Origin of the sequence: Oceanospirillum maris DSM 6286 (assembly GCF_000422865.1) — a bacterium.
GTDB lineage: Bacteria > Pseudomonadota > Gammaproteobacteria > Pseudomonadales > Halomonadaceae > Oceanospirillum > Oceanospirillum maris.
Genome location: NZ_AUGW01000007.1, coordinates 1 through 12,547, shown reverse-complemented (window position 1 = coordinate 12,547; position 12,547 = coordinate 1). Strand labels below are relative to the sequence as shown.

Below are 12,547 nucleotides of genomic sequence, written 5' to 3'. Positions count from 1 at the left end.
ACGTTAGCTTACTCAATAGCCTATTTTGCTACTTGTTACTTACGACTTTACGACTTACTTAGTGCCGCAAAGGCTTTGCGTGCGGCAGCTAGGGTTTTCTCGATATCGTCATCGCTGTGGGCTGACGATACAAAACCTGCTTCATAGGACGCTGGAGCCAAGTAAACACCTTCTTTTAGCATAATGTGGAAGAAAGTATTGAAGTGGTTGTTATTACATTCCATAACATCAGCGAAGCCGGTTGCTGCGGGTTTGTCGGTAAAGAAGACACCAAACATGCCGCCAGCTTTCTGAGTGATAAAAGGTACACCGGCTTCTTTAGCGGCAGCTTCTAGGCCTGCGCATAGCTTGTCTGCTTTGGCAAAGAGAGCATCGTGAAAACCTGGCTCGCTGATAATATCTAGTAGTGCGATACCTGCGGCCATCGCCAGAGGATTGCCAGATAAGGTGCCCGCTTGATAGACTGGCCCCAGTGGAGAAATATGAGACATAATCTCTTTTTTGCCACCAAAAGCACCAACAGGCATACCACCACCGATGATTTTACCCAGGGTTGTCAGATCCGGCTTGATGTTAAAACGCTCTTGAGCACCACCTAGAGCGACACGGAAGCCGGTCATAACTTCATCAAAGATCAAAACGGTGCCGTTCTCATCGCAGACCTCACGTAGACATTCAAGAAAGCCCGGTTGAGGAGGGATACAGTTCATGTTACCTGCTACAGGTTCTACGATAATACAGGCGATCTGATCACCAATCTGTTTGAAGCACTCACGTACGTTGTCGATATCATTGTAGGTTAGCGTAATGGTGTGTTCGGCCAGTGACGCAGGAACCCCCGGTGAGTTCGGTTCGCCAAAGGTTAGAGCACCTGAACCTGCTTTAACTAACAGGGAGTCGGAATGACCGTGATAGCAACCTTCAAACTTAACAATCTTGTCACGACCGGTATAGCCGCGGGCTAGGCGGATAGCGCTCATTGTGGCTTCGGTGCCAGAGTTGACCATGCGCACCATCTCAATATTCGGCATGATCTTACAGATACGCTGTGCCATGGTGGTTTCGATTTCTGTTGGAGCACCAAAGCTCATGCCATCATCAAGACGGTCGCGCACTGCTTTTAATACGGTTTCGTTGGCGTGGCCTGCAATCATTGGCCCCCAAGAACCCACGTAATCGATGTACTGATTGCCGTCTTCGTCAAACAGATAGGCACCCTTTGCACGCTTGATAAAAACAGGCGTGCCGCCGACGCCTTTGAACGCACGTACTGGAGAGTTTACGCCACCGGGAATAACGGTTTGGGCATTGGCAAATAACTGTTCTGACGTAGACATAGGATTCCCTATAACGGTTGTTGCTAAAATAATGACGGAATATCAACACTATAATAAGCGATGTTCAAAACGCGAATAAGTGATGTTCAAAACACGGTGTTTAATATCAGGGAGCTTAACCCTGAATTTAATGGGACTTATCATACCTATGCTGGGCAATGGGATACAGCGCCACAGCGTCTTATTAAAGATTGAATACGATTAAACAATGCCTCTGATACACAAGCTTCTATGAAAGACAAAAAAATAATATCTATTGATTTTGATCGGTCATCAGCTGGCTAATGGCTTGCTCAGTGTCGTCATGGCGAAAAATACTGTCCACTACAGCAATCATATCGGCACCTTGCTCCAGTACCTGAGGCACATTGCTTTGATTGATACCGCCAATAACAACAATGGGACGTCTTAATTGGGCTTTTGCCTGCTGAATGAGCGCCAGTGGCGCTGGCGCTGCATCAGGCTTGGTTGAGGACGTAAAGAAACGACCAAAAGCGAGATAATCTGCGCCTGCATTCTGTGCTTGTTGCGCTAATTCCAGTGATGCATGACAGGTGGCTCCAAGTATCTTACCCACACCTAGTTGACGACGAGCCTCGGCCAATGATCCATCGCTTTGTCCAAGATGAACACCGTCAGCATCAATGGCTAAGGCAAGCTCAAGGTCATCATTAATAATCAGCGGAGTATGGTACTGGCGACAAAGTTGTAGTAAGCGCTCAGCATTGGCTTTTTTGTCGGCGGGGTGTGCGGTCTTTTCGCGATACTGCAGGCAGCCGATACCCGCTTTAAGTGCTTGCTCCGCTTTGCTAAAAAGTTGTTCACCTGGCATCAGTTTACTGTCGGTAATGGCATAAATTATCGAGTGTTTTAATGCCTGTAGAAAACGTGCCTGAGAGGGGCTGGCCATAGAAATACCCTGTTGTTATTACAATAAACGTATTCGCTCCCGAGCCTAAGCTGGGTCACTCCAGAAGAAACGATTAGGTAGATATTGGCCTTCGCTTAATTTATGGGCGCTTTCAAGGCTCTTCCAGGTGAAACTTTGAGCCATTTCAACCGCGTTACAAATATCGGCCCCTTGGGAGATTAGTGCGGCGCAGGCTGAGGCAAAAGTACAGCCACTGCCGTGATAATCACCGGCGAGTCTGGGCCAGCTTTTGTGTTGCATCTCTCCATGACTGCCGTAAAGCTTATTGATTACCGTTGGAGTATCCGCATGGGTTCCCGTCAAAGCAATATGTTGGCAGCCTAAGTTGATTAAGTGTTGAGCTTGGGCCGCAACAGAATCCGCATTAGGGCTAAGCTGTTTAAGCTCTTGGGTATTGGGTGTTAGTAGAGTGGTATAAGGTAGTAGTAGGTCTGATATAGCGGCGATCATCTCTTGGGATGACAGCTTTTTGCCGCCACCGGCCTGTAAAATAGGATCAAAAATAACGGGTAAATCTGGATGGTCTCTCAGGAGTGTATGAATTGCTTCAATGTTTTCGATATTACCTAGCAAGCCGATTTTTATCGCGGAGATAGGAAGGTCATCCAGAATCATACGAGCTTGAGCGATTAAGTCGTTGGCATTAACAGGGTGAATACCTTGCACATTATGGCTGTTTTGAGTGGTTGTCGCGGTAATCACCGTGGCTGGGTAACCGCCAAGTGCGCGAATACTCTCGATATCAGCCTGAATGCCCGCGCCGCCTGAAGGATCGTGTCCGGCTAGGACGAGAGTAACCGCTGGAGCAGGATGTGAGTGCATTATAAAACTCCCAGAAAATAAGGTCGGTTAGCCGTAGCGCAAGGCATTAAGCCTGATAGAAAAGGGCTTAACCTGAAAAGGGTTTAACAACGACAAGAATGATAATGCCAATTAGGGCAAAAACCGGCAACTCATTAAAAACACGGTAAAATTTATGACTGTGGGTATTCCTGTCTTCTGCGAATAATTTCCGGTAATGACCACAGGCAAAATGATAGCCAATCAGTAAGGTAACCAAGGTTAGCTTGGCGTGCATCCACGGTTGAGACAGGTAGTAGCTGGCATTCATGCTTAACAACCAAAGACCCAGCGCTACGACGACAATCATTGATGGCGTTGCGATACCTCGATACAACTTGCGTTCCATAACTTTAAAACGCTCTCTTCCCGCTTCATCTTGGGTTTCAGCGTGGTAGACATAGAGCCTTGGCAGATAAAATAAGCCACTAAACCAAGTGACAATGGCCATTAGATGAAAGGCTTTAACCCATAGAAAATCCATAATAACTCCTTTGAGTAATCTGTCGCATAAGGCACACATTAGCATGTGGTGACATGGGGATGCGATGCTATTTTATTCGTGTTGATTGACGGGATCTCCCCGCGTTTAATATTTAACTAGCGGTAGAATTCTTCGATCATGCCTGGGGTGACAATACCTTTAACCTCATTATTCTCGGCGCAAATATAGAGTGCATCCGTGCGCATATCGGCAATTTTTTCTTGAGCCTCCGCCAGTGTTGCTGATTGAGGAAAAGGGCTGGCGCTTAGCCGATCTTCTGACGGTACATCGTTCAGCAGAATATGTTCTGGTGTTTTGTGTGAATCTTGGCTTATTAGGTAAAGATGGTTAGATAGATCTGCAGCGGGCATCAATACAAAATGATCGTTGTCATCCTCATGAATCAGTAGCCAGCGAGGCTTGGCGGCTAACACTGTTTTGGCATGGCCGAGACTTAGATGATTAGTACATCGTTTAAAGTCTTTACTCATTATGGCGCCAATACCGGTTCTACTGAGTATCTGAGATAAACCAAGATGTTTCATCTTGACGCCGTTTAGTTCAAGAGCGTATTGGAAAATTGAAGGGTGATCGGGAAGTAAATAGCGATTTGTTAGTGTTGCTGATACAACCGCTAACATCCCCGGCATAATAATATGCGGATTGCCCGTAAGCTCCATCAATGCCATTAATGCCGCCAACGGAGCCTGTAAGCTTGCCGCCATCATGCTTGCCATGCCAATCATGGCATAAACACTAATATCAGAAACCTGCGTACCGGCTAGAAAAGAGCCAATATGTCCCATCACCGCTCCCATTAGCCCTCCCACGACCATAACGGGGCCTATGATACCAATGGGAACGCCAAGGCCAAAAGTGACCGCTGTCAGCAGTAACTTAGATAACGCTAAGAACAAGAGTAAGCTAACCCCTAGCTCACCGTTAAACGATAGGTTTACCAAGTCAAAACCGCTACCTAATAGCGAAGGTAGTAATGCAGCGCTAAGCGCGGTGATTAGACCTGCAAGCAGAAATCGTACCTCCACTGGCCAATGGTGTGTGCGAAATAAGAAACCGGAGAAGCTAATAAAAAACGTAGCAAGAATACCAATAATAATACCGCTAGCGGCAACCCAAGGGAGCTCCGCCAAAGTGTAAAGAGCCGTTGGTGTTGCTTGAAATAGACTGCCTCCACCGAGTAAAAACTGGCTTAGAGCTGTACCGCTGACAGAGGCTAATATGATGGGTATAAAGCCAACGAGTGAGTATTCCGCCATGATAACTTCCATTGCGAAAATAACACCAGCGATGGGGGTATTAAAGGATGCCCCGATGGCGGCGGCGGAGCCGCAACCTGCAAGTAGACGAATACTATTATTGGGAAGCTTTAAACTGATACCCAAAAAGCTGCTGATACTCGCACCCATATGAACCGCAGGGCCTTCACGGCCAGCCGATAGCCCGCTAGCAAGGCTAATAATGGCATTAATATATTGGATGACCGCATTTTGCCAGGGCATATGCCCTTGGTTGAAAGTGAAGCGTTCAAGAACATGGCCTACACCGGAAGAGCGCCATTTTGGGCGACAAAGACGAAAAACCAAAGCGAGTAGTAAGCAGCCGATAAGAGGTGTAATTACTCTAATGGTGAGGGGTAGTGATTCGTGATCCTCAGGTTCGATTCCCAGTAACAGCTCAGAAAGTGCGTTTAGGCTGCTAATAAATAGCACCATAACGCCGCCTGTTGCCAAGCCAGAAATCAGGCCTAGCAGTGTTAATTGTGGCAGCGCATCAAGATGTGCCAAACGCTCACGAAAATGCTGCAGTGTGAATCGTTGGAAAAAAGGTTTATTGAACAGGTTGTTAGCCAAAATGACGTCCATTGATCAAGTGGGATAGCATACATAAGCCCTGAATTTTGTGTATTATACCGAGATTCGATTAAAGAGTTTGATCCAAGCATTAATATTCGATCTAAGACTTAATTTCGATCCAATACTTATTAATAGTGGAGAGTTGTAGTGATTAAAGTCGGCATTGTTGGTGGAACCGGTTACACCGGAGTTGAGTTGTTACGTTTATTAGCGCAACACTCTGATGCACAGGTTGAAGTGATTACCTCTCGATCAGAAGCTGGTGTGTCCGTAGCCGACATGTACCCGAATCTTCGCGGTCACTACGATATTAAATTCACAGAGCCAGACTCTGATGCGTTGGCGGCCTGCGATGTAGTCTTTTTTGCAACACCTCATGGGGTTGCCCATAGTTTGGCGGGAGAGATTCTAGCAAAAGGCAGTCGTGTGATTGATCTGTCAGCAGACTTCCGTCTACGTGATCCAGATCTGTGGGCTCAATGGTATAACCAGCCTCACGGAGCACCAGAGCTATTAAAAGAAGCGGTATATGGTTTGCCTGAAACTCAACGTGAAGCGATTAAAAATGCGCGACTGGTTGCTGTCCCAGGGTGCTACCCAACAGCGGTGCAGTTAGCAGCGTTACCTTTGCTGGAGTCGGGCTTAGTTAAGCCTGAGATTGTCGCGGATTGTAAATCAGGTGTCAGTGGTGCAGGACGCGGTGCAAAAGTGGGTTCGTTATTGTGTGAAACAAGCGAGTCTGTTATGGCCTATGGTGCATCTGGGCATCGTCATTTACCTGAAATTAATCAAGAACTTGCTCGTGGTGCAGGTAAGGATATTGATCTTACTTTCGTACCCCACTTAATGCCTATGATTCGAGGTATTCATGCAACGGTTTACGCCGACTTGCACGAAGGGCAAGATGTTGATCTACAAGCGCTTTACGAAAAGCGTTATAAAGATGAGCCTTTTGTTGATGTTATGCCAGCAGGTTCTCACCCCTCTACAAGGAGTGTAAGAGGTGTAAATATGTGTAGAATTTCGTTGCACAGGCCCCAGAATGGCAAGAAAGTTGTGGTATTATCCGTGATCGATAATTTGGTCAAAGGGGCATCCGGGCAGGCCATTCAGAATATGAATCTCATGTTTGGTCTTGATGAAAAGACTGGGCTCAATCAGATCGGATTGATGCCGTAACTCTCAAATAATAAGAGCTACCAGGTATGGCAATGGTCAAAGGAAGTAAACAGGATCAGTTAGAAATAGTGTCTTTTAGTCCTATGCAGCGCTTTATGCGCAGGACTATTTTTATACTATTTTTAACAGCGATTGTTCTTGCCGGGCTCGGCTATGGCCGGTATCAAGGCTGGGAAGAACGACGTTCAGCAGTGATTGAACGTGACGAGCTTCGGGAAACCCTTTCCGAGCTTGATAAAGAAAACGAACAGTTGCGCCAAAAAACTGCGGTATTATCTCGTGGTAATCAAATTGATCAGAAAACCTATGCAGAAGTTCGTAATACCATTACTGATCTTAATGCGCGCATTGCACAACTTGAGAATGAAGTAACATTCTATAAGCGTGTAATGGCTCCAAGTAGCGAAGATCAAGGTTTACGGATTGAAAGCTGGGCTGTGGGTCAAACGCTCAACCCTTCTCGGTTTAGCTTTAAGTTAGTACTAACTCAAGCAGCCGATAATAATGATTATATTGAAGGGCATGCGCTTGTTAGTGTCGTAGGCATGCAAGGATCGACACGAAGGGTATTACCTCTGCGTGATTTGTCCCCCGATGTTAAGGACTTGGGCGTAAAATTTCGTTTCCGTTTTTTCCAAAACGTAAGTGGTGAAATGGTATTGCCTAAAGGTTTCAAACCAGAAAAAATTGAAGTAATTCTACAATCTACTGGCCGTAAGGCTATGCGAGTTGAAAAGAATTATGAATGGTCAGCTCAGGAGGCTGTTTAGGCATGTTTGGAAATAACAGCAAACAAAGTACGCATCATTTTGATACCTTGGTGTCAGGGAAAGCCGAGATTGTTGGAGACTTACATTTCAGCGGTGGCTTGCATATTGATGGTAAAATCTTTGGCAATATTATCGCTGAAGATGATTCAAAAGCAGTCGTTCGTATTAGTGAGAAAGGTGTTGTCGTTGGTGAAATATCAGCGCCTCATATTATCGTTAATGGCCAAGTTGAAGGTGATATTCATTCTTGTGAGCATATTGAATTAGCTTCACGAGCTATTGTTAAAGGCGATATTTTTTACAATATGATTGAGATGGTTATGGGGTCACAGGTTAGTGGTGGATTGATGCATCGCTATCGTGGCAAACCAGAAAATCGCCCTGCTATGCCAAAGAATGTTACTTATGAAAAGCCTGTCTTTGAAGAAGGCCGTATCTCTAAAGAAACGGATCTAAAAGCAAAGCTTGCGACTGCAGATAAAAAGTCTATGGCCACTGATAAGAAACTTGAGCCGGCCACCGACAAAAAAGCCTAGATGTCATTGATTGATTACCTTGGTTTTAGAGGATCAATTCTGATAGTAGTTGACTGTTTTGGTTGGTTAAGCCGATAATTGATTTTGATCTTATTTTCGGAGCGAACAATGACGGCGGATGTTTATATACCTCAAGCCATGACATTGACCGATTCAGCGGCTAACAAGGTTCATGAACTGGTTGAGTCTGAACAGAATCCAGAGCTAAAGCTGCGTGTGTATGTGACAGGTGGTGGATGTTCTGGTTTTCAGTACGGCTTTGACTTTGATGAGTCTAACCAAGAAGACGATACTGTGATAGAAAATGGTGGCGTAAAAATGGTTGTTGATCCTATGAGTTATCCCTATTTGGTAGGCTCGGTCGTGGATTATCAGGAAGGCTTGCAAGGTGCACAATTTATTGTGCAAAACCCCAATGCGACAACGACTTGTGGTTGCGGTTCTTCATTCACCGTTTAATGACTATGTTGTAATGTATTGGTTTTTTCAGTATTGATAAAAAGCAGCTTAGGCTGCTTTTTTTGTGGCCGCCATTTGATCTACAGAAGAACATACAAGGCCAGCTTGGTAGGGCAAATCGATCGCACTATACTGGATAGATAGCGCCAAGTACTCGATAGCCGGAAGCTCCGGTTGCGCTTGGAAGATTACCTGGAAGACCTTCAAGTGTTTGCTGGGCTAGCCATGCGAATGCTGCCGCCTCCATCCAGTCTGGATCGATACCGAGATCGTGAGTTGTTGTGATGATGGTGTTGGTATCGCTTTGCTGTTCGATCATTTCAATAAGCAATTGGTTATGACTTCCGCCACCGCAAATAAAGGCTGATTTGCAGTGATGTGCCTTCAGTTGGTTTGTTATTATATGGGCCGTTAGAGCAGTCAATGTATGAGCAACATCCTGCCATAAGTAATCCTGCCCTATGAGAAACGGCTCTAACCATTGTTGGTTAAAATATTCTCGCCCCGTACTCTTAGGGGCTGGAATAGAGAAGTAAGGCTCAGCCAGCATTGACTCTAATAGGTTGGTTAGTAAGCGCCCTTTTCTAGCCGTCTCACCTGCGTAGTCAAAATTCTCAGTGGTATGGATATAGTGCCAGTGATCCATAAGACAGTTCCCTGGGCCGCAATCATAGCCTAGTCCTGCTTCAAGTAATGTGATGTTGCTAATACCACCAATATTTATAATTGCCTGTCCCTTTGGCCGGTTATCGCTGTTTTGAGCGAACAGCCAGCGGTGGAATGCAGGAACGAGAGGTGCTCCTTGTCCTCCAGCTGCGATATCTCTACTTCGAAAATCACACACCGTTGTAATCCCTGTCTTCTCTGTCAGGCGTGCATGATCCGTGATTTGAAGTGTATAAGGCAGTGGATTATTGGGGGCGTGGTCAATGGTATGGCCATGACTGCCTATCGCTGTTATAGCAGACGCTGTAAGGTTTTCCGATTTGAGGAGCTGATTAACGGCTTCTGCAAATAGATCGGCAAGCTGAGCGCTTACGGTGCCAATCTGCATTTTGCTGCACTCGTTGTTTAGTGCGATATCAAGTAGCTGGTGACGAAACTCTGGTTTATATGGGCAGTCGACAGCTGCTTTAATGGTATAGGCGGGGCGCCGGGTAGAATCAAATTCAACCAGCGCCGCATCAATACCATCGGCACTTGTGCCTGACATTAAGCCTATATAAAGTTTGCTCACGGTTCTAATTTAGCGAGCTGAGTCTTAGGGTAGGTTTTTAAGTTGCTTAAAATATTAGAGGCATATTGATCGAAGCGTTCGCGCTCTTTTCGGGCAATAGGTTCTACATCGGCAAACTTAATCGTCACTGGGTTTTTGTGAATACCGTTAACGCGGAACTCATAATGCAAATGCGGACCTGTTGCTAAACCAGTGCTTCCGACATAACCAATAATTTGACCCTGTTTAACGCTTGCACCTGTTCTCATTTTACGGGCAATTTTACTCATATGGGCATATAGCGTGGTATAGCGGGTGCCATGTTTGATGATCACATGATTGCCATAACTACGACTGTAATTCGCTCTAATAATTTTGCCGTCACCAGTCGCTTTAATAGGGGTGCCTCTGGATGCTGCGTAATCGGTTCCACGGTGAGAGCGGAAGCGGTTAAGAACGGGATGGAAGCGGCGGGTCGTAAAATGAGAGCTGATTCGGGTAAAGTCTACGGGTGATCGCAGGAATTGTTTGCGCATGCTATGGCCGTCAGGAGAATAGTAATCCGTCTTACCCTCTTGGTCGGTGTAGCGTACGGTACGATGTGTTTGTCCCTGCGTGGTGAACTCTGCTGCAAGTATACTGCCATCCCTAAAACGAACGCCGTCTAAGTACTCTTGATAATAAATGACCTTAAAGGTATCGCCAGGACGAATATCAAGAGAAAAATCGATATCCCAGCCAAAGATATTGGCTAAGCCCATAATGGTTTGTTGGCTAAGGGCTGCGTTCTCACCGGCAGTAAAGAAAGCTCCTTTAATAGTACCTTCAGAATAACGAAGAACTTTCTCAGGCTTTCTTGTTAGTTTTTCTTCAATGTAACGGCCTTGCTCCGTTTTGCTAAATAGAGAAAGCGATAACGGCGATGTATCAAGTCGAACAGATGTGATGCTTTTGTTCTTTCCTCGCAGAAAATGAATCTTCTGGCCAGGCATTAGTAGGGATAGATCTGTTGTTACTTCCTTGCTGTGTAATATCTTATAAAGCTCCGACGCGGGAATGCCCGCCCGATCAAAAAGCTCTGAAAGAGTCTCACCGTTTTGTACTTCGTATGAAATCCAGTCATCAGATAGTCTAGGCCAGCTATGTACTTTCTCTTCAATGGTCAGGTCTAAAGGAATATCAATCCGCTTAGCGGATACATCTTGGCTAGAAACAAGTGCGATGATGACAGCTATTATAATGATCGCAGCCAAAATGATATGGTGTTTAAGTTGTGAAAATTGTCTAAGCATAAGAAATAGAACCAGAACCGGTAGAAAACGTTGGGTAACGTTACCTGAATGCTATAATGTACGCCATTTTTTCCAGGTTACAATTGGTGAAAAACATTCGATATATGTTGCTAAAATTGACATAGGGTAGGAAAAATGACATCCGTTGCAGAGGCTTTAGCGCTAATTAAGCGTGGTACAGAAGAAATTTTAGTCGAAGATGAGCTGATAAAAAAGCTTGAGAGTGGGCGTGTATTGCGGGTGAAGGCAGGGTTTGATCCCACGGCACCTGATCTGCACTTGGGCCACACCGTACTGATCAACAAGCTAAGGCATTTTCAAGAGCTTGGTCATCACGTTATGTTCTTGATTGGTGATTTCACTGGCCGTATCGGTGACCCTACCGGTAAAAATGTCACTCGTAAGCCTCTGACAGAAGAAGATGTAGCAAGAAATGCTAAAACGTACACAGAGCAAGTATTTAAAATCCTAGATCCAGCTAAAACAGAAGTGTGTTTTAACTCGGATTGGATGGGGAAAATGACCGCCTCTGAAATGATTGAGCTAGCGGCCCAGCAAACAGTGGCGCGTATGCTTGAGCGCGATGACTTTAGTAAGCGCTATAAAGGCAATCAATCTATTTCAATTCATGAGTTTTTGTATCCTCTTGTTCAAGGATATGACTCCGTTGCGATGAGAGCAGATGTTGAACTGGGCGGTACTGACCAGAAATTTAATCTACTCATGGGGCGAGAACTGCAAAAAGGTGCAGGGCAAGAGCCGCAAATCTGTATTACCGTACCTATTCTTGAAGGATTGGATGGCGTACAAAAGATGTCTAAGTCATTGGGCAATTATGTTGGCATCAATGATGCGCCGGGCGAAATGTTTGGCAAGATCGTTTCTATGCCTGACTCGCTAATGTGGCGTTACTTTGAGTTGCTCAGCTTCCGGCCGATGAGTGATATTGATGCGATGCGGGTCTCAGTTGACCAGGGTGTAAATCCTCGTGATATTAAAATTGAGTTAGCTCGTGAGCTTGTGGCACGATTCCATGGCGAAGAGGCTGCGGCCAATGCGCATAAAGGTGCAGGTAATCGTTTGAAAGATGGTGAGCTGCCAGAAGATCTCCCAGAAGTAACTGTCGACTTTGAAGGCCAAGAAGAAGTGCCTGTTTCAGCAGTTATCAATAAAGCAGGTTTAACCAAAAACTCGAAAGCTGCTCGAGATATGCTGACAGCGGGTAGTGTGAAGGTTGATGGCAAGGTTGCAGATCCAGCGCTTAAGCTGCAAAAGGGTAACACCTACGTTTGTCAGGCTGGTAAAAAGCAGTTCGCAAAAATCACTTTAGCTTAGCTTTAAGGTTTCTGCCAAGATAGGCCTGCTTCGGCAGGTCTTATAGTTGGATTATAATAAGTGCTAATTTTTTGTAGTTTTATTACGATTGCCCCTTGCGTTACCTGGTTTTATGCGTATAATTCGCCCTCGTTGTCACAGAGCAAGTCTCTCAGCAACGGTTAACACTTTGTTTTCTATCACTTTTCTCCATAAGCAACGTTGAAAAGAGTTTTGAAAGTTTTGATTTAAGTGTTGACACCGAGGATTGCCTCTGTATAATACGCAGCCTCAGTTAAGCAAGTCGATTCGCTT

The 12,547-nt window shown here is 45.4% G+C and carries 12 protein-coding genes; 5 read left to right on the top strand and 7 right to left on the bottom strand.

Going from position 1 to position 12,547, the window contains the following annotated elements; genetic code table 11:
- Window positions 1-47: 47 nt before the first annotated feature.
- From hemL to G517_RS17350, 5 genes are all read right to left on the bottom strand, one after another.
- Complete coding sequence (gene hemL, locus G517_RS0101510; protein WP_028302921.1) at window positions 48-1,337, bottom strand: glutamate-1-semialdehyde 2,1-aminomutase; 1,290 nt, start codon at window positions 1,335-1,337, stop codon at window positions 48-50.
- A gap of 253 nt (window positions 1,338-1,590) precedes the next feature.
- Window positions 1,591-2,247, bottom strand: a complete 657-nt coding sequence (thiE, locus tag G517_RS17355; RefSeq protein WP_051205857.1) for a thiamine phosphate synthase — start codon at window positions 2,245-2,247, stop codon at window positions 1,591-1,593.
- Window positions 2,248-2,292: 45 nt separating this feature from the next.
- Window positions 2,293-3,090: a bifunctional hydroxymethylpyrimidine kinase/phosphomethylpyrimidine kinase gene (gene thiD, locus G517_RS0101500; protein WP_028302920.1), complete on the bottom strand. Its 798-nt coding sequence runs from the start codon at window positions 3,088-3,090 to the stop codon at window positions 2,293-2,295.
- A 67-nt stretch (window positions 3,091-3,157) separates the two neighbouring features.
- Window positions 3,158-3,592, bottom strand: a complete 435-nt coding sequence (gene hemJ, locus G517_RS0101495; RefSeq protein ID WP_036590089.1) for a protoporphyrinogen oxidase HemJ — start codon at window positions 3,590-3,592, stop codon at window positions 3,158-3,160.
- A 116-nt stretch (window positions 3,593-3,708) separates the two neighbouring features.
- Window positions 3,709-5,463, bottom strand: a complete 1,755-nt coding sequence (locus tag G517_RS17350; protein ID WP_157833125.1) for a chloride channel protein — start codon at window positions 5,461-5,463, stop codon at window positions 3,709-3,711.
- Window positions 5,464-5,613: 150 nt separating this feature from the next.
- Here G517_RS17350 and argC point away from each other — a divergent pair, with 150 nt between their 5' ends.
- The 4 genes from argC to erpA all read left to right on the top strand — a co-directional run bounded on the left by argC (window position 5,614) and on the right by erpA (window position 8,410).
- Window positions 5,614-6,645 (top strand): N-acetyl-gamma-glutamyl-phosphate reductase, encoded by a 1,032-nt coding sequence (gene argC / locus G517_RS0101485; RefSeq protein ID WP_028302918.1) that lies wholly within the window; start codon window positions 5,614-5,616, stop codon window positions 6,643-6,645.
- A 26-nt stretch (window positions 6,646-6,671) separates the two neighbouring features.
- A complete protein-coding gene (locus G517_RS17345; RefSeq protein WP_051205853.1) occupies window positions 6,672-7,415 on the top strand; it encodes a DUF6776 family protein in 744 nt (247 codons plus the stop codon).
- Window positions 7,416-7,417: 2 nt separating this feature from the next.
- Window positions 7,418-7,951 (top strand): bactofilin family protein, encoded by a 534-nt coding sequence (locus G517_RS17340; protein WP_028302917.1) that lies wholly within the window; start codon window positions 7,418-7,420, stop codon window positions 7,949-7,951.
- A gap of 108 nt (window positions 7,952-8,059) precedes the next feature.
- Window positions 8,060-8,410 carry an iron-sulfur cluster insertion protein ErpA gene (gene erpA / locus G517_RS0101470; RefSeq protein WP_028302916.1) on the top strand — a complete coding sequence of 117 codons (351 nt, stop codon included), beginning with the start codon at window positions 8,060-8,062 and terminating at the stop codon, window positions 8,408-8,410.
- 127 nt (window positions 8,411-8,537) lie between these two features.
- Here erpA and G517_RS0101465 read toward each other — a convergent pair whose 3' ends face one another.
- Window positions 8,538-9,647 carry an anhydro-N-acetylmuramic acid kinase gene (locus G517_RS0101465; protein WP_211224215.1) on the bottom strand — a complete coding sequence of 370 codons (1,110 nt, stop codon included), beginning with the start codon at window positions 9,645-9,647 and terminating at the stop codon, window positions 8,538-8,540.
- Window positions 9,644-10,918 carry a M23 family metallopeptidase gene (locus G517_RS0101460; RefSeq protein ID WP_028302914.1) on the bottom strand — a complete coding sequence of 425 codons (1,275 nt, stop codon included), beginning with the start codon at window positions 10,916-10,918 and terminating at the stop codon, window positions 9,644-9,646. The genes G517_RS0101465 and G517_RS0101460 overlap by 4 nt, the downstream gene beginning before the upstream one ends.
- A gap of 135 nt (window positions 10,919-11,053) precedes the next feature.
- On the opposite strand from G517_RS0101460, the gene tyrS reads away from it, so the two are divergent.
- Window positions 11,054-12,253: a tyrosine--tRNA ligase gene (gene tyrS, locus G517_RS0101455; RefSeq protein ID WP_028302913.1), complete on the top strand. Its 1,200-nt coding sequence runs from the start codon at window positions 11,054-11,056 to the stop codon at window positions 12,251-12,253.
- Window positions 12,254-12,547: the final 294 nt, after the last annotated feature.

What these genes read in the sequence shown, in the direction of transcription:
- G517_RS17345 (WP_051205853.1), top strand. Translation starts at nt 6,672, where the DNA reads ATGGCAATGGTCAAAGGAAGTAAACAGGATCAGTTAGAAATAGTGTCT.
- hemL (WP_028302921.1), bottom strand. Translation starts at nt 1,337, where the DNA reads ATGTCTACGTCAGAACAGTTATTTGCCAATGCCCAAACCGTTATTCCC.
- erpA (WP_028302916.1), top strand. Translation starts at nt 8,060, where the DNA reads ATGACGGCGGATGTTTATATACCTCAAGCCATGACATTGACCGATTCA.
- thiD (WP_028302920.1), bottom strand. Translation starts at nt 3,090, where the DNA reads ATGCACTCACATCCTGCTCCAGCGGTTACTCTCGTCCTAGCCGGACAC.
- G517_RS0101460 (WP_028302914.1), bottom strand. Translation starts at nt 10,918, where the DNA reads ATGCTTAGACAATTTTCACAACTTAAACACCATATCATTTTGGCTGCG.
- thiE (WP_051205857.1), bottom strand. Translation starts at nt 2,247, where the DNA reads ATGGCCAGCCCCTCTCAGGCACGTTTTCTACAGGCATTAAAACACTCG.
- tyrS (WP_028302913.1), top strand. Translation starts at nt 11,054, where the DNA reads ATGACATCCGTTGCAGAGGCTTTAGCGCTAATTAAGCGTGGTACAGAA.
- hemJ (WP_036590089.1), bottom strand. Translation starts at nt 3,592, where the DNA reads ATGGATTTTCTATGGGTTAAAGCCTTTCATCTAATGGCCATTGTCACT.
- G517_RS17340 (WP_028302917.1), top strand. Translation starts at nt 7,418, where the DNA reads ATGTTTGGAAATAACAGCAAACAAAGTACGCATCATTTTGATACCTTG.